The following is a 21,006-nucleotide window of genomic DNA, read 5'->3' as shown; positions in this document are numbered from 1 at the left end:
ATCATGGTATGTTAGAGTACATCTGTATTTATCTTTATGATAGCATATTGTTTCAAAATCTGTTCACAATAGCAGAAAATTAAACGATATTACTATGTTATAATATAAAGTATCATTATAATGTTCAAGCCTATTTGAACCGCTTAACTTTTGGAGGAGAGATAAGGTGCATATTTTAAAAGTTGGTTTAAATTATAAGACAGCCCCTGTTGAAATTAGAGAAAAACTAACTTTCTCAGAAAACTCTCTTCAGGATGCCATGAGAGAATTAAAAAACCGTAAAAGTATATTAGAGAACGTTATCGTTTCAACTTGTAACCGAACTGAAATCTATGCTGTAGTCGACCAGGTACATACAGGTCGTTATTATATAAAGCAGTTTCTTGCTGATTGGTTTGGTATAGATAAGGAAGAGTTTTCTTCGTGTCTACGAATTACTGAAGACGATGGAGCCTTGGAACATTTGTTTAAAGTTTCGGCGGGTCTAGACTCTATGATTCTTGGCGAAACACAAATTCTTGGTCAAGTGAAAAATGCATTTCTAGCTTCACAGGAGATTAAAGCAACAGGGACGGTATTTAATGAACTGTTTAAACAAGCTATTACATTTGCTAAAAGGGCTCAAAAAGAAACAGCTATTGGTGAAAATGCAGTTTCTGTAAGTTATGCAGCTGTTGAACTTGCAAAGAAAGTCTTTGGAACTTTAGCAGATAAACATGTCGTGATACTTGGTGCTGGAAAGATGGGCGAACTTGCAGCGAAGAATTTACAGGGTTCTGGTGCGACGAATATCACTGTTGTAAACCGCACATTAGAGAAAGCAATGGATCTAGCCAATCAATTTAATGCAAGGGCCGAACAACTAGATAACCTCAATCAAGTTCTAACACAAACCGATATCTTGATTAGTTCTACGGGCTCTAATGATTATGTATTAACAAATGAAATGCTTCAATCCATCCAGAAAGAACGCAAAGGTAAAGCGTTGTTTTTAGTCGATATTGCTGTACCTAGAGATATCGACCCTGCTATTGGTAAAATGGACAATGTGTTTTTATATGATATTGATGATCTTCAACATATTGTTGATGAAAACTTAGAAACACGTAAAAAAGCTGCAGAACAGATTGAAATCCTACTTGAAAAAGAGATCGTCACTTTTAAGGAATGGCTCAAAACATTAGGGGTTGTGCCAGTAATCTCAGCTTTAAGAAATAAAGCTCTTACTATTCAGGCTGAAACAATGAAGAGTATTGAAAGAAAGATGCCAGACTTAACAGATCGAGAAAGAAAAGTTCTTAGTAAACACACAAAAAGTATTATTAATCAGCTGTTGAAAGATCCTATCACACAAGCAAAAGAGTTAGCTGGTTCTGAGAATGCTGCAGAATCATTGCAATTATTTATTGATATATTTGGTATTGAAGAACAAGTAAAAGAGGAATTTGCAAAACAAGTAGAAAAAAATGAACTTATATTACAATCTATTAAAAATGAAATTCCTCTAATAAATAAGGTCGCTACGAATTAAATTAGTAAAGGATTTGTAGTATGGTTGATGTTCGTTGGATCTATGAGTGTATATTATTTATTTATGTTTTAAGTCTTATTGGTTTCTTTATTGATTTTGTACAGCAAAACCGGAAGGCAAAACAATCCGCCTTCTGGTTACTTTGTATGGTTTGGGTCTTACAAACCTTTTTTTTATTTCAACATATTTGGATAGAAAAAAGTATACCTATCGCTACTATAATAGATAGCCTTTATTTTTATGCTTGGGTCCTTGTCACGTTTTCTATCATTATGAATCGTTTATTTAAAATGAATTTTATTGTTTTCTTCATTAATTTATTCGGTTTTTTCATTTTACTTATGCATGTATCTCTTGTTGCGCAATCACAAGTTGTTAGTAATGGTATTAAACTTGTTGATGAGATACTAATCGCTCATATATCTTTAGCAATTATCTCGTATGGATTTTTTACAATATCCTTTCTTGTGTCCTTAATGTATATGGTGCAATATCATTTCTTAAAAGAGAAAAAAGCGATAAAATGGATGTGGCGCATAGGAGATTTAGATAGGCTCGACTACTTCACCTTTCGTACTATATCGATTGGTGTTCCATTATTATTTATAGGGATAATCTTAGGTTTCGTATGGGCCTATACCGAACATGTTGAATTTTATTGGTTTGATTTAAAAACATTAGGTTCCATATTAGTTTTATGTGTATATATTGTTTATCTAATACTGCGGATTGTACGTAGGTTTTCAGGTAAAACATTAGCGAGATATAACACTTATGCATTTCTAATTTTAATTATTAATTTCTTTTTATTTACCGAACTATCGAACTTTCATATTTAATTAGGAGGAATTAGATTGCGAAAAATAATTGTTGGTTCAAGAAAAAGTAATCTTGCATTAACTCAGACAAATTGGGTTATTAATGAATTGAAAAAAGCAGGAGTAGAAAATGAGATTGAAGTAAAAAAAATAATGACAAAAGGAGACCGCATTCTAGATGTCACTTTATCTAAAGTAGGCGGGAAGGGCCTATTTGTAAAAGAAATAGAAAAAGCCCTCTATGATAAAGAGATTGATTTTGCTGTCCATAGTATGAAAGATATGCCTGCTGTATTACCTGAAGGATTGGTTATTTCTTCCATGCCGATTAGGGAAGATCACAGGGACGCCTTAATCTCAAAGAATAATGTATTGTTGAAGGATCTACCTCAAGGGGCCATCGTTGGTACGAGTAGCTTACGTCGCGCAGCACAAATACTTGCAACTAGACCTGATATCGAAATTAAATGGATTCGTGGAAACATTGAGACTAGAATTCGTAAATTACAAGAAGAAGATTATGATGCAATTATTCTTGCAGTTTCTGGTTTAAAGCGTGTTGGATTAAATGAAGAACTAATTACAGAATACCTAGAACCAGAAGTCTGTGTTCCTGCTGTAGGTCAAGGAGCATTAGCAATTGAATGTCGTGAAGATGATGATGAGATTCGTTCTATTCTTTCTAAAATAAATGATGATTATACAGTAAGAACGGTTACTGCTGAAAGAACTTACTTGAATTTATTAGAAGGTGGATGCCAGATACCTATCGGGGGATTCGCTTACTTAGAGAATGACGAAGTGGTCTTAAATGCGCTGGTTGGTACGCCTGATGGAAAAACAATTCTAAATGAGGTTGTTCGTGGAACAGACCCTGAGCAAGTAGGTAAAGAGGCTGCTGAAAAGTTAATGAAACAAGGTGCCAGAGAAATTATCGAGCAAGTGAAAGTGGAGCTCGATAAGTAATGGCTCTTCCATTATCAGGGAAGAAAGTTCTGGTAACACGAGAGGCAAGCCAAGCGAAGTTGTTTTCTAATCAACTGCATGAATGTGGTGCTAGTGTAGTAGAAGTTCCCTTATTGAAAATAGCATGTAGGACTGATTTTATAGAAAAATTACCACAACCTTTGGAAAAATTTCAGTGGGTTTTCTTTACTAGTGTCAATGGAGTAAGATGCTTTTTTGAAATAGTAATCAATAAGAATTGGGATTTATCAAACGTAAAATTTGCTGTAGTTGGACACAAAACAGGGGAAGTCCTAAATCAATACGGTTATCAAGCTGAAATAATTCCTTCTAAGTATGATGGAAAGACTATGGTTAAAGAATTCCTGGAAAACTATCATAATATTGGACAAGTGTTATTAGTTCAAGGGAGCAGGTCTCGAGATGTAATCGAAAGAGGCTTTGAGGAAGCTGGAGTACCTTATCATACAATAGTCGTATACGAAACTGTTTATAATGGTGAGATAAGTGAACATCTACAGCAAGTGCTTAATACCACTAAGTTTGATTTTATTACCTTTACGAGTCCCTCGACAGTTGAAGCTTTTGTGAAATTCTCAAATAGAGAGATTTCGAATGATACACTAATTGTTTGTATTGGAACAACAACCGAGGAGCGGGCGAGACAACTTGGATTCAACAATGTTATTTCATCAGACTTATTTACTATAGAAGGTATGATACAAGTTATGTGTGATATTGTTATGAGAGAGGATTGAAGAATATGGAATTAAATACAAATTTCAAACGACACCGCCGATTGCGTTCATCGTATTCAATGAGAGCAATGGTTAGAGAAAATCATCTTAGAGTAGAAGATTTTATTTATCCAATGTTTGTCGTGGAAGGGTCCAATATTAAAAAAGAAGTTCCATCTATGCCAGGAGTTTTTCAGGTGTCCATGGATCTGTTACTTGATGAGGTAAAAGAAGTGGATGATTTAGGTATTCAGTCTATTATCTTATTTGGAGTTCCAAATGACAAAGATGAAGTCGGTACTGGCGCATATCACAATCACGGTATTGTGCAAGAAGCAACACGTCTAGTAAAAAGTAAATATCCTAATATTTTGGTTGTGGCAGATACTTGTCTTTGTGAATATACGTCTCATGGTCACTGTGGAGTTATTCATAATCAAGATGTAGATAATGATGAATCGTTAAAATTATTAGCCAAAACAGCCGTATCACAAGCAGAAGCTGGTGCTGATATTATTGCACCATCTAATATGATGGATGGTTTTGTACGGGTAATTAGAGAGGCATTAGATGAAGCAGGATTTACCAATATACCAATCATGTCATATGCTGTAAAATATGCTTCGGCATTCTACGGTCCTTTCCGTGATGCTGCAGATAGTACCCCTCAATTTGGTGATCGAAAAACATATCAAATGGATCCAGCAAATCGCTTAGAAGCATTGAGGGAGGCAGAATCAGACGTTGAAGAAGGAGCAGATTTCCTTATCGTGAAACCTGCAATGTCTTATTTAGATATAGTGCGTGATGTACGAAATAACTTTAATTTACCAATTGTGGCGTATAATGTAAGTGGAGAATATTCAATGGTTAAAGCTGCAGCACAAAATGGTTGGATTAATGAAAAAGAACTTGTATTAGAGAAACTAACATCGATGAAACGTGCTGGAGCGGACTTAATTATTTCATATTTTGCAAAAGATGTGGCAAATTGGCTTAAAGAAGCTAAATAGTGAGGTGTAAAAATTGAAGCAATTTAATCAATCAATTGATGCATACAAGGAAGCTGTTGATTTAATGCCCGGTGGTGTAAACTCACCAGTTCGAGCGTTTAAATCAGTTGGAATGGACCCAATTTTTATGGAAAGTGGAAAGGGCTCTAAAATTAAAGATATTGATGGCAATGAATACATCGATTATGTTTTGAGTTGGGGACCTCTTATATTAGGTCATGCTGATGAGAGAGTAGTTGGTAAATTACACGAGGTAATTGAAAATGGAACAAGCTTTGGTGCCCCAACTGTATTAGAAAATAAATTAGCAAAATTAGTTATTGAACGTGTACCTTCAATTGAAGTTGTTCGTATGGTTAATTCTGGTACTGAGGCGACGATGAGTGCTTTAAGATTAGCGCGTGGATTTACTGGTAGAGATCTAATCTTAAAATTTGAGGGGAGTTACCATGGTCATGGAGATTCCTTATTAATTAAGGCAGGGTCTGGTGTGGCCACACTAGGATTACCAGATAGTCCTGGAGTCCCTAAGTCAGTTGCTCAAAATACAATTACAGTCGCTTATAATGACCAAGAAGGGGTTCGTACTGCTTTTGATAAATATGGTGAAAATATTGCAGCAGTAATTGCTGAACCAGTTTGCGGTAATATGGGGGTAGTACCACCAGTCAATGACTTTTTACCGTTCTTAAGAAAGATAACGGAAGACCATGGGTCTTTATTAATATTTGATGAGGTCATGACTGGATTCCGTGTTGATTATCATTGTGCACAAGGTTATTATGATGTAATACCTGATTTAACTTGTCTCGGTAAAGTAATCGGTGGAGGATTACCAGTTGGAGCATATGGTGGAAAAAGGGAAATTATGCAGCAAGTTGCACCTGCAGGACCAATTTATCAGGCTGGAACCTTATCAGGCAATCCTTTAGCAATGACAGCAGGTTATGAAACATTAGATGCACTAACAAAGGAATCCTATGAAGATATGAGTAAGAAAGTGGATCTATTGGTAGAGGGCTACAAAAAAGCAGCTGAAGACTATAATGTTCCATTACAAATTAACCGAGCAGGATCTATGGTAGGAGTCTTCTTTGCTGAAGAACCTGTTACGAGCTTTGAGACTGCTTCTAAATCTAATTTAGAACACTTTAACCAATATTACCGAACCATGATTGAAGAAGGAATATTCCTACCTCCATCACAATTTGAGGGGTTATTCTTATCTACAAAACATACAGAGGAAGACATCAAAAAAACAATCCAAGCAGCTAGAAAAGCATTTTCACTACTAAAATAAAAAGAAGGCTAACCCTTGATTTTTTAAAAGGTTAGCCTTCTTTTTATTTTCTATCCTGATAGTGATCTAGCAAATAGTAGATAGTAACTGTGCGGTAACTACTATCAATCTTCTCATTCTATTGCAGTGAATATTGGTACGACACCGCTCCGGCAGAATACTCCGCTTTTACTGCCAGCACAGGGGCGACATCTGCTCGAAAAGACCGTCGCAGTGTCTACCTTGCCGCGGGCCCGCCCTCAGCCTCCTCGAGGAAAGTTCGTCTCTCTAGGGGTCTTCGGACACGTGCTTTTCCCGCAGGACAAAGGTTTTCGGTGGGGCGAGTAATCGCAGTCCCAAGGAATTCTTCGTCAGCGAAATCATCGCACGAAGAAAATTGCTTTTTATTTTCGAGGAGTCTCCGTATTCTGCCTGCGCTAGTTTGGGTATTCTAACTTTAAGTTAGTAAGTAATTATTGTGTTGATTTTAATTGCTAAAATTTTTTTCGCTCAATACTAGCGAAGGAAATACACGGAGACTCCTTGAAAAAGAAAATCACTTTTTCTGCGTGCGATGTACCTCTTTCGTAGCGTTCCTTGTCCTGCGGGAGGATAGGCATCGGTGAGACCCCGCAAGAGCAAAATAGGGGTTCAAAGACTAAGAACGCCTCATCCTGAGGCAACGCCTTTGTGACCAACATCCTGTTGGCCCGAGGCTCACCAGCCGCCCGCGGCAAGGTAGAGCATCGGTGAGACCCCGCAAGAGCAAAATAGGGGTTCAAAGACTAAGAACGCCTCATCCTGAGGCAACGCCTTTGTGACCAACATCCTGTTGGCCCGAGGCTCACCAGCCGCCCGCGGCAAGGTAGATACTGTGAGGTCTTCTCGAACAGATGTCGCACCTGTGCTGACAGTAAAAGCGGAGTGTATTTCCGAAGCGAGTTAGGTGCTCCCAAATAAAATTTATTAGCCGCACAGTTTCTATCAACAGTAACAAACTGTTTGAAAACAGCCTTAATTTACAAAGAGATTTCCCTTACTTAGCATATCCTATGGTCTTGGCTCATATAGATAATTAGTAGCTAAGAGCATATCGCATGCATGTTTTGAAGGGAGGAATCAACTTGGTAAACGAAAACTCAGTATTCCGTTTTGAGCTAAATGAATCACTTTATTTTGAAAAAGGCCAAGAAGTCGCTGAAATTATGGGTATTTCCCTAGAACCTGAGATTTCAATACAAGAATTTTCTGATTATATTTCTATTAGAGGAGTAGTGGAATTACAAGGTTCTTATCAAAAGACCCAAAACTTAAGTAACGAAGATGACGAGTCATACTTAGAAGGATATGATTCAAAGCGTTACATGGAAAGAGTAACAGACACGCAACTCGGAGGAGCCGAGTTCATGCATCGTTTCCCTGTGGAAATAACGGTACCATCCTATCGAGTGGAAAATTTAGATGATGTAACGGTGATGATTTCTGAATTTGATTATGAACTACCAGCATCAGATCATCTTTACCTACGATCTACCATTGAAATTCATGGTATCAATAGCCAGTTAGAAGATGTAGCCGAAGAATCTGAGAGCGTTGAAAATGAAGAATCGAGCTTGATGGCAAGAGATTTAAGTGACCAATTTGAATTTGAAGTAAAGCAAGAAAACGAGTCTTCCAGTTATGTAGAAGAGTCACCGGAGCAGCTTCCTACATTAGAAGTCAAAGATAGTGATGATGATGGTGACCGTTGGAAATTCATGCAAAAGACACAAACCTTTGATGAATTTTTCCAAAAGAACCAAGAACCTGAGGTTGAGGAAGTAATCGAAGAAGTTGTGGAAGAATCATCATCCTACTTAGATATTGAATCACATAGTCTAGATGAGAGCTATGAATCTAGAACTGAAAAAGCTGATTTAACATACCTTGCAGATATGTTCCGTAGTGATGAAGAAGAATTTGCAAAGGTCCGACTTTGTATTGTTCAGGACAATGATACATTGGAAAAAATAGCGGAAAAGTATGAGACATCTACTTTACACATTCGTAATCAAAATAGTTTAGAAGATGATGATTTAAGAGAAGGACAATTACTCTATATTCCTGTAAAAAATTAAATAAGTGTTTGATCTGCCCCTTGTCTTTAGTCAAGGGGTCTATTAATGGATCCAATAGGTGGTGTAAAAGTTTGGAGAATGTCAGGCGAGTACTAGAATCCTATCAAGTATTTCCAGTAGACATTAATAAAGTTACCAATCGAGTTTATTATGTGCAAAGTAATAAACAAAGTTATGCGTTAAAAAAAGCTTCCTTAGATGATAAAAGTCTTACACGCTGGTTAGAGATTTACCAGATTGCACAATCACAGAACCTCCAAAATATATTACCAGTATATCTTAATCATTCAGGTGAATTATATTCCAGAGACGGGAATGATATTTATTATTTAACCCCGTGGGTTGAGTCTCAAAATCGAGCCTACTCAATTGAAAAAGTCTATCAAAATTTAGGTTATATACATGCTAAAACAAGAAATGTCCAATCTCTTTCTAGTGAAATGCGGGATAGCTCTCGTGAAAACTTTCTGGTTTATAAAAAGAAGGTTGGAGAGTTGCGTAAAAAGCTTTTAAACCACGTTGAACATTTCGAAGCACAGCATTTTATGTCACCAGTAGAATTATTGGTTTGTACACAATATCGTGATTTGGTACAAGTGTTTTATGTATTAGAAAGAAGATTAAACCAATACTTGGAATCACTTGATGAAATAGCAGAATGGAAGATAAGCCTTTGTCATGGGAAACTAAAAGATTCCCATGTGATTCATGGGAATCAACTCTATTTTATTAATTGGGAACACGCTACCTACCAACACCCAATTGTAGATTTAGCGATGATAATGAAGAATAAGAGCTTGCATTATGATACAGACAAACGATTGTTATTAGACAAATTAAAAGTCTACACGGATGAGAATAAGTTAGAAAATCATGAATTAACATTACTTGCTATTTATTTACTCGACCCAGAACGCTATCTTGAAACCATTGATCATTATGCTAACCGAAAGTCAGATGATAATACGATAGATTATGTGATTAAATTGCAACGATTACATCGTCAAATACTATTTGGAGTTCATTTCTCTGAATTTGTAGAGGAAGAGTTTGAGATGGTCTCGTTAGATGAAAGTGAAAGCTAAATCCATTTAAGGTAGAATGCGATAAAAATAGTAGCAAATAGCAGTGTAAGCAATACATCAAACGTAGTAGGTATAAAAATCGTACGTATTAATTGGAAAATGAGCAAAGGCAAAGTTACCTTTTCAGCGATATGCAAGCAATTTCTAGCCCAGGGTGGTAAACGATATCGATAATATCTAGACATTAACTATCACCTCAAGTCATTATTGGGATGCACCAAACAGAACTTTTTGTAATACTATATGTATAAACCAAGCTAATTCGTGCAATAATCCATTTAATAGTTGATTTTATAAAAGAAATTGGCTAAAATAAGAAAATAATACTATAAGTGAAGCAAGTGAGAGGGAAGAGTACAGAATAGTTGCTTTAAAGAGAGGAAAACATTAGGTGAGAGTTTTCCAGGTAAACGTTTTGGAAGGTCGCCCTTGATGCAGCAACTCTGAAAATATGAGTAGGAGATTGCCGGTTCATGACCGTTATCAAGCAATGAGTGTACAGGAGTTAATTTGCCTGTAAACAAAGGTGGTACCACGGAAATTATACCCTTTTCGTCCTTTTATTAGGATGAAGAGGGTTTTTTTATTATAAAAAGGAGGCTATAAATATGCAGGAAAACAACACTACATTACCACCCAAGTACGATCATAAAGCAGTAGAAGATTCTCGTTATAAGTTTTGGCTAGATGGTAAATATTTTGAAGCAAAAGATGACCCAGAGAAGGAACCATTCTCCATCGTCATCCCACCCCCAAACGTAACAGGGCGTTTACATCTAGGTCATGCTTGGGATACAACGATGCAAGACACTATTTCACGAATGAAGAGAATGCAAGGGTATGATGTACTATGGCTACCAGGTATGGACCATGCAGGAATAGCTACACAAGCGAAGGTAGAAGCCCGTCTAAAAGAAGAAGGAACTAACCGATATGAACTCGGTCGAGAAAAATTCCTTGCAAAAGCTTGGGACTGGAAGGAAGAGTACGCATCTTTTATTCGTTCACAGTGGGAAAAGTTAGGTTTAGGTTTAGATTATTCAAGAGAACGTTTCACCCTTGATGAAGGTTTATCCGATGCTGTAAAGGAAGTTTTTGTTTCTTTATATGAAAAAGGACTAATTTATCGTGGTAAATACATTATCAATTGGGACCCACAAACCAAAACTGCTTTATCTGATATTGAGGTAATCTATAAAGAGGTTAAAGGTAATTTCTATCATATGAAATATCCAATCAAGGATAGTGATGAAACTATTGAAATTGCTACAACCCGTCCAGAAACTATGTTAGGGGATACAGCTGTAGCGGTTCATCCTAAAGATGAAAGGTATCAGCATTTAATTGGTAAGACAGTTGTTCTTCCAATCGTTGGTCGAGAAATTAAAATTGTTGCCGATGAGTATGTCGATAGAGAATTTGGTTCCGGTGCAGTTAAGATTACGCCAGCACACGATCCAAATGACTTCGAAATTGGAAATCGTCATAACTTAGAACGTGTCCTAGTAATGAATGAAGATGGAACAATGAATGAAAATGCCGGGAAATATGTAGGCATGGATCGTTTTGAATGTAGAAAGCAGATTGTTAAAGATCTTCAGGAAATGGGAGTACTCTTTAAGATAGAAGAACATATTCATCAGGTAGGACATTCTGAACGTAGTGGAGCAGTTGTCGAACCATATTTATCTACACAATGGTTTGTAAAAATGCAACCATTAGCTGATACAGCATTGGAAATGCAAAATACAGAAGAGAAAATTAACTTTGTTCCGAAACGATTTGAGCAAACCTATTTCAATTGGATGGAAAATATCCGTGATTGGTGTATTAGCCGCCAACTATGGTGGGGACACCGAATCCCAGCCTGGTACCATAAAGAAACAGGTGAAATATATGTAGGTAAAGTTGCACCAACTGATATTGAGAATTGGGAACAGGATGAAGATGTATTGGACACTTGGTTCTCAAGTGCGCTATGGCCGTTTTCTACAATGGGCTGGCCAAATGAAGACTCAGAGGATTTAAAACGTTATTTCCCTACTGATGTTTTAATTACTGGATATGATATTATTTTCTTCTGGGTTGCGCGAATGATTTTCCAATCGAAAGAATTTACTGGTAAACGTCCATTTAAAGATGTATTACTTCACGGTCTAATCCGTGATGAACAAGGACGCAAATTTAGTAAGTCTTTAGGTAATGGTGTAGACCCAATGGATGTAATTGAAAAATATGGAGCGGATTCACTGCGTTACTTTTTATTAACTGGATCATCACCTGGTCAAGATATGCGTTTCTTCTGGGAAAAGGTAGAATCGACTTGGAACTTTGCTAATAAAATCTGGAATGCATCACGTTTTTCATTAATGAACTTGGAAGGTTTTACTTACGAGGATATTGATTTATCAGGGGAACTATCTCTTGCAGATAAATGGATTCTAACTAGATTAAATGAAACGATTGAACATGTAACTAGAAATAACGATAAGTATGAATTTGGTGAAGCGGGCCGCCATCTGCATAATTTCATTTGGGATGAACTTTGTGATTGGTATATTGAAATGGCAAAACTACCACTTTATGGGGACGATGAACAAGCGAAGAAAACGACACAATCTGTCTTAGCTTATGTATTAGACCAAACTATGCGCCTATTACACCCATTTATGCCATTTATCACAGAGGAAATATGGCAAAAGCTACCACATGAAGGAGAATCAATTACTGTTGCCGATTGGCCAACAGTACGAGAAGATTTCCATGATGAAAAAGCGGCGGAAGAAATGAAACGCTTGGTGTCAATTATTAAATCCGTTCGTAACATCCGTGCAGAAGTGGATACGCCAATGTCCAAACAAATTAGTCTCTTAATACAGGCGAAAGATGATTCCATTGTAGCTGAACTAGAAACAAACCGAGGATATTTAGAACGTTTCTGTAATCCAAGTGAATTGGTGATTGCTACGAATGTTGATGCACCTGAAAAGGCAATGACTGCAGTTGTTACAGGAGCGGAAATCTTCCTACCTCTTGAAGGATTAATTGATTTTGACAAAGAAATCGCTAGACTTGAGAAAGAACTTGATAAGTGGAACAAAGAAGTAGAACGTGTTCAAAAGAAATTACAGAATCAAGGTTTTATCTCCAAAGCACCTGAAGCGGTAATTGAGGAAGAAAAGAAGAAGGAACAAGATTATTTAGATAAGCAGGAAGCTGTAAAAACTCGACTTGCAGAATTACGAGGTTAATCATAATCCAGGATTCATAAGAATTATTACGAATCCTGGATTATTTTTGTTTTAGTTTGTTTCATAAAAGAGTCACACAATTTGTTAGAAACTGTGCGGTAATAAGCATTTTGGATAGTGCATCATACCCGCTACGGAAATACACTCCGCTTTCCACGGGCCCGGCCTCAGCCTCCTCGAGGAAAGACCACCTCTGCGGGGTCTTCGGACACGTGCTATTCCCGTAGGAGTCTCCGTGTATTTCCTTCGCTAGCATGTGTGGCAATTTATTATTCCAAATAATTATTGTCTTGATAATAAACTAATAGCAGACACGCTTAAATAAAAGAAATCACTAGCGCAGGTAGAATACGGAGACTCCTGCGGGAGGATAGGCATAGGTGAGACCCCGCAGTGCGAAAGCACGAGGAGGCTCACCAGCCGCCCGCGGAAAGCGGAGTATTCTGCCGGAGCGGTAGCATCAAGCTTCCCCAAATCTAATAATGTTGTACCGCACAGTTTCTATCAACTATGAAAGAAAAGATCAACAATCATTAGGAAAGCAGCCTTGTTTTAATATGGGTCACATATTTCTCTAAAATATTAATATCACTAACTGCACTTAAGGTTCTGGAACCAACAACGTCCTCTATTTCATTGAACAGTAACTCATTTTGGTGACCAATTAAAAAATCTATCCCAACCATTCCAAAATCAAAATGATTGATAATCTTACCAACCATCTCCTTTTCAGCTAATGAAAGTCGGTATAGTTTAGCAGATCCACCTAGCTTGAAGTTAGCTCGGAAATCAGAGCTGCTTTCCCTTAGTACAGCCCCAATGATTTCTTTACCTACTATAAATACTCTTAGGTCCTTACCTAATTGAACATCTGTAGATTGAACTACGTAATCAGTTGGAGAAGCATTTGATATAAATACATCCCAATCATGCTCATTTTCAATAAAATAGACTTGTTTCCCGCCTCTACCTGCTGCCTCTTTTATTACAAAAGGGAAGGGCATCGGTACATGACTTGTTAGATTATTTCTATTGAAAAAGGCAGTGTTGACCATTGGTATTCCAAGTTTCGCCACTTCAAAATATGTTCTTGCTTTATGGTTAGCCACTTCTGATATATAGGATGAATTAAAAATAGGCATACCTAGCGATTCTAAATGTAAATTAAGTAAAGGTTCCACCGTTCGAATAATAGCGAAATTCGGTAATATGGTTTTCTTTCCTTTTAATAGTGTAGAATTCTTATTTCCAGATACCCCTATTGTCAGTTCTTCACGAAGGATTAATTGAAGAGCTATATTTTGTTTTTTCGCTTCATCGATAAACCATTTTATATAAGATTGATTGTATATTGCGTCTTGCTCACTATAAATTAGCCAACCTTGATACATGTTTAATCCCTCAATTTATCTAGTATATAGGAAACAATTGCGTCTGCTGCATTAATTCCTGTACACTCGTAAAGATTTCTAATATGTGCATTGGAATTAATCTCACATATAATATATTGGTCATCTTCTCCAAATAGTAAATCCACACCACAGAAATCTGCACCCATTGCTTTTGAAGCTGAAATAGCAATTTCTTTCGCTTTTAAAGATGGTTCATAGGATTCCATTTGCCCACCTGCTGTTACGTTTGCCCGAAAATCATGTGCAGATGTACGTTTCATTGCAGCGACAACTTTGTCCCCAACTACCTGCAGTCTTATATCCATTCCTGCACTAGTCTCAATAAACTCTTGAAACATAAATGGTTTCCCGTAGAGCTCTTGAACCTTTTCTATTAGTTCTTCACGAGTATGAATTAGATAAACCTGTTCACCAAAAGAGCCAAATGCCTCTTTAACCACCATTGGTAATCCAATAATATTAATAATTTCATCAAGGTTTGGTAGGTGTTTTTCCTCACGATTATAATAAACTTTAGGTGCAACCACTGTCTTTGGAATGGGTAATTTATGTTTAGCTAGAATTTGGTATGTTGCTATTTTGTCATCGCTTGTCTCAATAACATGTGAACTGTTATAAACAGGAATTCCTAATAATTCAAGTTGTTTTGCTAGATAAATATCCTTGTCCGTAAAGAGTACATAATCTGGCAATTCATAATTAGTAATAATACCAAGATATATAGAGTCGAAAGATGAAAGAAGGTCATTATTTTTTAGGATATGTGTTTTTGAATTTTGCTTGGCTGCAGCTTCGTGTAGCATTTCTGCAAAATCTCTAAATTTATTACCTGGCAAATTGCCATTATATATAATCCAACCAGTTTTCAATGAACGATTTTCCTTTCTTGTTATGCTATACTTTAGGTCTAAGTGATGATAAAGATGGTGATATAGATGTTTCAAGATCTTGAACAAGTAGAACGTTTTTTTAAAGAAAGAAGGGCTTTTGGTATTAAACCGGGCCTTACCCGAATGTATAACTTATTAGAATCGCAATCTAACCCACATTTGAATTTTAAAGCAATTCATATAGCTGGTACAAATGGTAAAGGATCTACATTAACATTTATAAAAAACGCTCTTCAGAAAAATAATTATAAAGTAGGTGTTTTCACATCGCCTAGTTTAACTGGTTACACAGGCCATATGTTAATAGATGATAAGCCAATTGGTGAAGAAAACTTCTTAAGGTTGTTGAATCAATTATTACCTGCTATTCAGAACCTGGATGTTTTAGACATGCATCCTACCGAATTTGAAATTATTACAACTATTGCTTTTATGTATTTTAATGAAAAGATCGATATTGCCATTATTGAAGCTGGAATGGGCGGTCGGGAAGATACGACAAATTGTATTCGACCTATTTTGTCTATTATAACAAATATCGCCATGGACCATGCTAATTATTTAGGAGGGTCTCTTGAAAAAATTGCATATCAGAAAGCAGGTATCATTAAGCAAGATGTGCCTACTGTTGTGGGGAAGGTTGATTATCCTTGTTTCTCTATAATTGAAAAGGAAGCAAGTAACAAAAACTCGATCATCTATTGTTTAGAAAAGGATTTCTTTTATGACGAAGTGTCAAATATAAAGGATAAGCAGACTTTTAGATGGTACCACGATAAACTAAGAATCCCTATTGAAATTAAAATGAAAGGCATGCATCAAATTGAGAATTCATCAGTCGCATTAATGGCATTAAAAATATTGCAAGATTTAGCATTTCCTTTAGACCGTGAAAATGTATTGGAGTCTTTTCGTTCATCTCAACTTGCAGGCAGGTTTGAGAAAATATATGACAAACCGGAGATAATACTGGATGGTGCTCATAATTCAGATGGAATGGCCGCTTTTCTTAATACAGTACATAACCTATATAAACATAGAAGGAAACATTTAGTCTTTGCTGGATTCCATGATAAGGACTTAACTAACATGCTAAAGATGGCATTACCTTATTTTGATACAGTTACTGTAACCACATTTGACCATCCAAGAGCTGAAAAGGTTGAGAATATCATTAAAAATCTATCTGAAAGAATATCAGTTGCGAGTTGGAAGGAGAAGGTAGACCTTATTTTGGAACAGGGTGAACTGGATCAACACTACTTCTTTGCAGGATCTCTTACATTTATTGGATTAATTCGAGATTATATAACAAACAACTGATGTAAAGTTATTGCAATTTATGTTGAAATAAATTGTATTAGACATGACAATATTCTCCTTACTTTTCAGTTTGACTGTGCTAGAGTTGATTAAACTAATCTAGCAAAGTGGGGGACACAATATGAGTGCAAAGAAACCGATTGTTGTCAGGATAGATGGAAAACAAGCAAAGGAAAAGTTTAATAGAGAACGAAATCGTAATATAGAAGTCGTAGAAAAGATAGGAATCGAAGAGGCGGCAGCAATGGAAGAATCTAGTGAAAATAATATCCATACTTTTGCTAGAGAGTATGATCCGACCTTAAAGCTATCTAAAACTAAGAACCAGAATACTAACTTAAATATGTTTAAACCTATTATCATTGCAATAATTTCTGCTATTACTATCGGCTCTATTATGGGTTTTGTAATGTTAAAAATTATAGTGAATTTTGATAATGACGTAAATGCTACTCCGGCCTATCAGACAATACCTGGACAAGGCCAAGATGATCAAAATAAAAGTGTTGAAGACGAGACTACTAGTGGAGGCACATTAATTACCCTTGATCCAATGTCCGCGTTTGTTCTGCAGGGCGGTGTTTTTTCAAGTGCATCTAATGCAGAAGCTGAGTCAAGTAAGTTTATAGACCAAGGATATTCACCAGTTATTTGGGAGAAGGATAGCCAGTATTACCTTCTGGTTAGTTCGGGACTATCAAAAGAGGATTTACAGGATGACATAAATGTCCTGGTAGGTAGTGGCATAGATGTTTATGCAAAAGAATGGGTAATAGGCGAGAGTAAAATAAAGCTTTCAGAAGAAGAATCGAACTGGGTTAGTTCTTTCCAAGATCAATGGAATATTGCCACAGGTAAAGGCTTAATAGAAGTTGATACATGGAATAAAATGGTGGAGCAAGCTCCTAAGGGGACAGAATCATTTAATAGTTTTGTTACTAGCTTAAAAGAACAATTAACTAGTTTTAACGATAATAATCCAGGTCAACTATTGTTAGCCATGTGGAAGTCGTATGACGAATTTATATCTTCTGAACAAATGAACCTTGAATAATATATAAATTTAAATTTCTAGAATGAAACAGTATTGGAAAATGGTTACTTTCAATACTGTTTTTTATATTTTAATGGTTAGATGCAATTGCAATTTTAATATTAATAGATTTGTAAGGTATATTTATCTGAGCTATTCTAATTTAGAATAGAAGGAGGTAATCTTATTGAAATCAACATCCATTATGATTAAAGATGTTCCAAAAGAAGATCGTCCAAGGGAGCGGCTACTCAATTTAGGAGCTAGTCATCTATCCAATCAAGAATTATTAGCAATTTTATTAGGTAGTGGTACTAAAGAAGAATCTGTAATGGCCTTATCTAACCGATTGTTAATGCATTTTGAAGGATTAAAACTGTTAAAAGATGCAACGATTGAAGAATTAACAGCAATTAAAGGTATTGGTAGTGCGAAGGGGGTATTGATTCTTTCTGCTTTGGAACTGGGTAAAAGATTAAGCCAGTATAAACCAAATGAAAGATACGTCATCAGGTCACCAGAAGATGGTGCAGATTATGTAATGGAAGAGCTGCGGAACCTTAATCAAGAGCATTTCGTTGTTCTTTTTCTAAACACGAAGAACCAGATTATCCATCGTCAAACTATCTTTATTGGTAGTTTGAATGCCTCCATTGTACATCCTCGTGAAGTATTCCGTGAAGCTGTAAAACGTTCCGCGGCCTCTATCATTGTAGCGCATAACCACCCAAGCGGAGATCCTACGCCATCCCAGGAAGACATCCATGTTACGCGAAGATTAGCAGAATCAGGAAAAATGATTGGGATTGAGTTACTGGATCACCTTGTCATTGGTGATCGTAAATTTGTATCGCTTAAGGAAAAAGGATACTTATAGCACTATCAATTTTTAGCTTTTTTTCGTATAATTGTATAGATGGGTACATTGCGCCATTTTCATTATCACTGAAAGTGGCGCTTATTAGTTGAATAAAGGTAAAATAAATTACATATTCGTTTTGGAGATTGATATTTGGATTATATTATGGGGAGTAACACATAAACTAAAAATAGGGGTCAAGCTTTATATAAAGAAATACTGGAGAGGGAGATTTTATTGGGGATTTTTGGCTTTTCTCAAGATTTAGGTATTGATTTAGGTACAGCTAATACACTTGTCTTTGTAAAAGGTAAAGGTGTAATTTTACGAGAACCATCTGTAGTCGCCAAAAATGTGGAAACAGGTGAAATTGAAGCTGTTGGAAATTCAGCTAAAAACATGATAGGTAGGAATCCAGGTACAATTTCTGTCATTAGGCCAATGAAGGAAGGGGTCATTGCAGATTATGATACAACTGCTACAATGATACAATACTATATTAAACGTGCTATGAGAAGCCGTTCCTTTTTTGCAAAAAAACCTAATGTAATGATTTGTGTTCCCTCTGGAATTACTATGGTTGAGGAAAGGGCAGTAATTGATGCATCAAAACAAGCTGGTGCTAAAGAGGCTTTTCCAATAGCCGAACCCTTTGCTGCTGCTATAGGTGCTGGCCTTCCGGTATGGGAGCCAACTGGAAGTATGATTGTCGATATAGGCGGTGGAACGACAGAAGTAGCGGTTATTTCTTTAGGTGGAATTGTAACAGCACAGTCGATTCGAAATGCTGGTGATAATATGGACCTTTCAATTATCAATCATATTCGTAAAACATATAGCTTAATGATTGGTGAAAGAACTTCGGAGCAGATTAAACTTGAAATAGGTTCAGCAAGTGACGAAAACTTGGAAAATGCTGAAATGGAGATTCGTGGTAGAGATTTGCTGACAGGATTACCAAAAACGATTACGATAAATGGTAAAGAAATATCAACGGCATTACAAGACACAGTAAATGCCATCGTTGAAGCTGTAAAAGTGACATTAGAAAAAACCCCACCAGAATTAGCTGCTGACATTATGGACCGAGGTATAGTGCTTTCTGGCGGTGGAGCTTTATTAAGAAATTTAGACCGTGTATTAAGTGATGAGACAAAGATGCCAGTCTTTGTGACAGATAATCCACTAGATAGTGTTGTTATTGGAACAGGTAAATCCCTGGATTATATTCAACACTTTAAGTCACAACCCAACGTCTCAACTCGTCCCACAGTAGAATAAGTAGGTGTTTTTATGTTTCGCAAAAAGAGATTATTTACAATATTGATTGGAATTATTATTTTAGTCGTCTTAATAGGGTATTCACTTAGGGATAGGACTAATTTAACTACTGGAGAACAGTTCGTGAGTGACATAATTGGCATGGTCCAAAATGTGATTTCCACTCCAGTAAAATATGTAACGAATATTTTCGAAAATATTGACGATATTCGCAACACATATGATGAAAACCAATTATTGAGAGAAAAACTAGCACAATATAAAGGATTAATTTATGAGGTCCAAGAGCTTAAGGAAGAAAATAAGGAACTCAGAGACATAGTTGATAAGGCAGATACCATTCGTTCTTATAATCCTATACATGCAACTGTAACAGCTAGGTCTCCAGAACGCTGGATTGATCAAGTCACAATTAACAAAGGGTCACTTGCAGGAGTTAAAGAAAATATGGCAGTCATAACAGCAGAAGGTATGGTTGGAAAAATCCAAAGTGTTTCTAAGTTAACCTCAACGGTTCAACTATTGACAGGTTTCGATGAATTTAATCGTATTTCTGCTACGATTTCTCGGAAAGATGGAAATGATATCTTTGGATTAATTGAAGAATATGACGAAGAAACAAACTCTCTTTTTCTTAGGATAATCGAAGAGTCGGACAAAGATTTGAAAGAAGGAGAACTTGTTGTTTCTTCTGGAATGGGTGGCGTATTTCCAGCAGGGTTACCAATTGGAACAGTGAAGGAAGTTGTACCAGATCAATATGGGTTAACTAGAACTGCGTTAGTAGAACCTGCAGCCAATATGTATGACATTAATAATGTTATTGTAGTAGATCGTGTATTAGAAGGAGAAGAAGAGGGGGAGGAGGAATGAGACATATATTCCTACCTCTTATTCTGCTGTTTTTAGTTGTATTAGAAGGGGTTGCACTTGATATCTTACCTAGTAGCCTCATTGATGGCAACATTTTAATAACTCCACATTGGGTGCTTATGTTTTTAGTATTAATTGCAATGTTCTATGACAGCCGTAATTCATATCATTCAATTATCTACGCAGTGTTTTCTGGATTACTAATAGATATTGCCTATACGGGAATATTAGGCGTTTACATGTTTACTTATGCAGTGGTAATCTACATTATTCATGAACTTAGAAATTTATTGCATAGTAATATTTATTCCTCCCTATTGTTTGGTATAATAGGTTTAACAATTGCTGAATTAATTATTAATCTTATCTATTATGTTGTAGGCATAATGGATTCGATTTGGATAGATTATTTGATGGAACGCTTATTGCCATCCATTTTAGCAAATTCTATTTTCTTGTTAATCATATATCCATTGTTTGCAAAACGACTGGATAAATGGAAAAATAGTAAGATAAAGTAGAATACAATCAATTTTAT

General features: G+C 36.2%; 17 protein-coding genes and 1 other annotated feature. Of the genes, 15 read left to right on the top strand and 2 right to left on the bottom strand.

Annotated features, from left to right (window positions below; all coding sequences use genetic code 11):
- Nucleotides 1-166 precede the first annotated feature (166 nt).
- From hemA to BN999_RS01265, 9 genes are all read left to right on the top strand, one after another.
- Entirely contained in the window at nt 167-1,531 is a 1,365-nt protein-coding gene (hemA, locus tag BN999_RS01310) for a glutamyl-tRNA reductase (RefSeq protein ID WP_096269593.1), read from the top strand.
- A 20-nt stretch (nt 1,532-1,551) separates the two neighbouring features.
- Complete coding sequence (locus BN999_RS01305; protein ID WP_096269592.1) at nt 1,552-2,370, top strand: cytochrome C assembly family protein; 819 nt, start codon at nt 1,552-1,554, stop codon at nt 2,368-2,370.
- A 15-nt stretch (nt 2,371-2,385) separates the two neighbouring features.
- Entirely contained in the window at nt 2,386-3,315 is a 930-nt protein-coding gene (gene hemC, locus BN999_RS01300) for a hydroxymethylbilane synthase (RefSeq protein ID WP_096269591.1), read from the top strand.
- Entirely contained in the window at nt 3,315-4,073 is a 759-nt protein-coding gene (locus tag BN999_RS01295; protein WP_096269590.1) for a uroporphyrinogen-III synthase, read from the top strand. Before hemC ends, BN999_RS01295 begins: the two co-directional genes overlap by 1 nt.
- Before the next feature lie 5 nt (nt 4,074-4,078).
- Nucleotides 4,079-5,065, top strand: coding sequence for a porphobilinogen synthase (gene hemB, locus BN999_RS01290; protein ID WP_096269589.1), 987 nt, complete (start codon nt 4,079-4,081; stop codon nt 5,063-5,065).
- A gap of 13 nt (nt 5,066-5,078) precedes the next feature.
- Nucleotides 5,079-6,365, top strand: coding sequence for a glutamate-1-semialdehyde 2,1-aminomutase (gene hemL, locus BN999_RS01285; RefSeq protein ID WP_096269588.1), 1,287 nt, complete (start codon nt 5,079-5,081; stop codon nt 6,363-6,365).
- 1,103 nt (nt 6,366-7,468) lie between these two features.
- Entirely contained in the window at nt 7,469-8,461 is a 993-nt protein-coding gene (gene spoVID / locus BN999_RS01280; RefSeq protein ID WP_176481837.1) for a stage VI sporulation protein D, read from the top strand.
- Between the two features lie 71 nt (nt 8,462-8,532).
- Nucleotides 8,533-9,546, top strand: coding sequence for a phosphotransferase (locus BN999_RS01275; RefSeq protein ID WP_176481836.1), 1,014 nt, complete (start codon nt 8,533-8,535; stop codon nt 9,544-9,546).
- A 332-nt stretch (nt 9,547-9,878) separates the two neighbouring features.
- Nucleotides 9,879-10,109 (top strand) — a binding site (T-box leader).
- A 45-nt stretch (nt 10,110-10,154) separates the two neighbouring features.
- Nucleotides 10,155-12,797, top strand: coding sequence for a valine--tRNA ligase (locus BN999_RS01265; protein ID WP_096269584.1), 2,643 nt, complete (start codon nt 10,155-10,157; stop codon nt 12,795-12,797).
- A gap of 533 nt (nt 12,798-13,330) precedes the next feature.
- Here BN999_RS01265 and BN999_RS01260 read toward each other — a convergent pair.
- Together BN999_RS01260 and BN999_RS01255 are read right to left on the bottom strand one after the other, a co-directional pair.
- Nucleotides 13,331-14,188, bottom strand: a complete 858-nt coding sequence (locus tag BN999_RS01260; protein ID WP_096269583.1) for an ATP-grasp domain-containing protein — start codon at nt 14,186-14,188, stop codon at nt 13,331-13,333.
- A gap of 2 nt (nt 14,189-14,190) precedes the next feature.
- A complete protein-coding gene (locus BN999_RS01255; protein WP_255247375.1) occupies nt 14,191-15,078 on the bottom strand; it encodes an ATP-grasp domain-containing protein in 888 nt (295 codons plus the stop codon).
- 66 nt (nt 15,079-15,144) lie between these two features.
- Here BN999_RS01255 and BN999_RS01250 point away from each other — a divergent pair, with 66 nt between their 5' ends.
- The 6 genes from BN999_RS01250 (at nt 15,145) to mreD (ending at nt 20,989) form a co-directional block, all read left to right on the top strand.
- Entirely contained in the window at nt 15,145-16,422 is a 1,278-nt protein-coding gene (locus BN999_RS01250) for a bifunctional folylpolyglutamate synthase/dihydrofolate synthase (protein ID WP_096269582.1), read from the top strand.
- A gap of 121 nt (nt 16,423-16,543) precedes the next feature.
- On the top strand, nt 16,544-17,476 hold the full coding sequence (locus tag BN999_RS01245; protein WP_096269581.1) for an SPOR domain-containing protein: 933 nt from the start codon (nt 16,544-16,546) through the stop codon (nt 17,474-17,476).
- A gap of 184 nt (nt 17,477-17,660) precedes the next feature.
- On the top strand, nt 17,661-18,332 hold the full coding sequence (radC, locus tag BN999_RS01240) for a RadC family protein (protein WP_096269745.1): 672 nt from the start codon (nt 17,661-17,663) through the stop codon (nt 18,330-18,332).
- 219 nt (nt 18,333-18,551) lie between these two features.
- Nucleotides 18,552-19,595 (top strand): rod shape-determining protein, encoded by a 1,044-nt coding sequence (locus BN999_RS01235; protein WP_096269580.1) that lies wholly within the window; start codon nt 18,552-18,554, stop codon nt 19,593-19,595.
- 12 nt (nt 19,596-19,607) lie between these two features.
- Nucleotides 19,608-20,468 (top strand): rod shape-determining protein MreC, encoded by an 861-nt coding sequence (gene mreC / locus BN999_RS01230; RefSeq protein ID WP_096269579.1) that lies wholly within the window; start codon nt 19,608-19,610, stop codon nt 20,466-20,468.
- Nucleotides 20,465-20,989 (top strand): rod shape-determining protein MreD, encoded by a 525-nt coding sequence (mreD, locus tag BN999_RS01225; RefSeq protein WP_096269578.1) that lies wholly within the window; start codon nt 20,465-20,467, stop codon nt 20,987-20,989. Before mreC ends, mreD begins: the two co-directional genes overlap by 4 nt.
- The last annotated feature ends 17 nt before the right edge of the window (nt 20,990-21,006 follow it).

Source organism: Paucisalibacillus globulus (genome assembly GCF_900184735.1).
Lineage (GTDB): Bacteria > Bacillota > Bacilli > Bacillales > Amphibacillaceae > Ornithinibacillus > Ornithinibacillus globulus_B.
The sequence above is the reverse complement of the archived record's forward strand: the minus strand, read 5'-3'. Positions and strand labels throughout refer to the sequence as shown.